Here is a 1,342-nt window from a genome sequence, read left to right on the forward strand (position 1 = left end):
CGCTCCCACATCTATGGTTACCCCCTTTTCTGCAATACTGTTGTTGATGTCGTGTTTGGCTTGCTTTCATCTATCCGGCGTCTGAGTTGGGGTTGTCGCCCCGCGCCTCGATGAGAATCGATGCCCAACGACCCTAATTAGTGGAACGGCCTTTCAGCCGTGTGAGAGCCCAGGGTTGTCGTCAGGCCGGTTGGCCGTTCACGTCATCAGTTATCCAGCATCGCAAAACCAGGTGGGTGGTGCTTGGGTGACAGCGGGGTCAGGCGTTCATCGCGGCTGGCCCCGCATCGAATTCAGTGTGGTGTGCCGCAATCGCCCAGGCGATTCTTGCCAGCTTGTTGGCCAGCGCACAAACCACTAGATTGGAGTGATGTCCCGACGCCAATAACCGGCGGACCCAGTCCGCCAAAGCGCCTTTCTGTCGCTCCAGTTGTATCAAGTAAACACGAGCGCACTGGACGAGCAGGCGTCGCTGGTTGCGATCACCGCGCTTACTGATGCCCAGCAGGACGGACTTGCCGCCCGTGGAATGTTGCTTGGGGACCAGTCCGATGGAAGCTGCATAGCCTCGGCCGCATTTGAACTGCTTGCCATCACCCAGCTCGGCAGCCAGGACGGTGGAGGTGATCGGGCCGACACACGGCAGAGTCATCAAACGAGTCGCCAGATCATCTTCAGCGGCCTGGCATTCCACGTCCTTATCCAGCGACTTGATCTCCTCCTCCACATGCTTGAAATGTCGATACAGCCTCATCAGATTTTTTTTGTAGGGCTCAGAAATTGAACTCGCCTCAAGCAACTCCGGTAGAGCGTTGATCGACTTGAAGCCCGGGGCCAGGCTCACGCCAACTTCCAGAAGCGCGGCGTGAATCCGATTGACGGTTGCGGTGCGATCCTTGATGAACGAGTCTCGGGTGGAGTTCAGCATGGCTAGCACTTGCTGGGCCTGAGTTTTTACCGGCACAAAACGCATCGTCGGACGAGTCGCTGCTTCGCAGATCGCCTCGGCATCAGCGAAGTCATTTTTGTTGCTTTTCACGTAAGGGCGTACGAGATGAGGTGCGATGAGCCTGGGCGCATGTCCCATCCTGATGGCCTCCTGTGCCATGAAGTGGGCGCCGCCACAGGCTTCCATCACGATGGTGCAGGGCTCGAGATTTGCCAGGTGCTGCATGAGCGTTACCCGATTGAATTTTTTTCGGTACAGCTCGTGACCACGATCATCCTGTGCATGTAGATGAAAGGTGTGTTTTCCCAGATCGATGGCGGCAATAGCTACTTTGCTCATGGCAATGATCTCCGATAAGCCCCCTGTGAAAGCTTAGTGGGCGATCACAGGGGG

1 protein-coding gene is annotated in these 1,342 nt (G+C 56.6%); it reads right to left on the bottom strand.

The genetic code is table 11. The features are described 5' to 3' along the window. Positions 1-259 precede the first annotated feature (259 nt). On the bottom strand, positions 260-1,288 hold the full coding sequence (locus KGB28_RS01860) for an IS110 family transposase (RefSeq protein WP_223441675.1): 1,029 nt from the start codon (positions 1,286-1,288) through the stop codon (positions 260-262). Positions 1,289-1,342 lie beyond the last annotated feature (54 nt).

Source organism: Pseudomonas sp. BF-R-19 (genome assembly GCF_019956445.1).
GTDB classification, from domain to species: domain Bacteria; phylum Pseudomonadota; class Gammaproteobacteria; order Pseudomonadales; family Pseudomonadaceae; genus Aquipseudomonas; species Aquipseudomonas fluorescens_BH.

What these genes read in the sequence shown, in the direction of transcription:
- KGB28_RS01860 (WP_223441675.1), bottom strand. Translation starts at nt 1,288, where the DNA reads ATGAGCAAAGTAGCTATTGCCGCCATCGATCTGGGAAAACACACCTTT.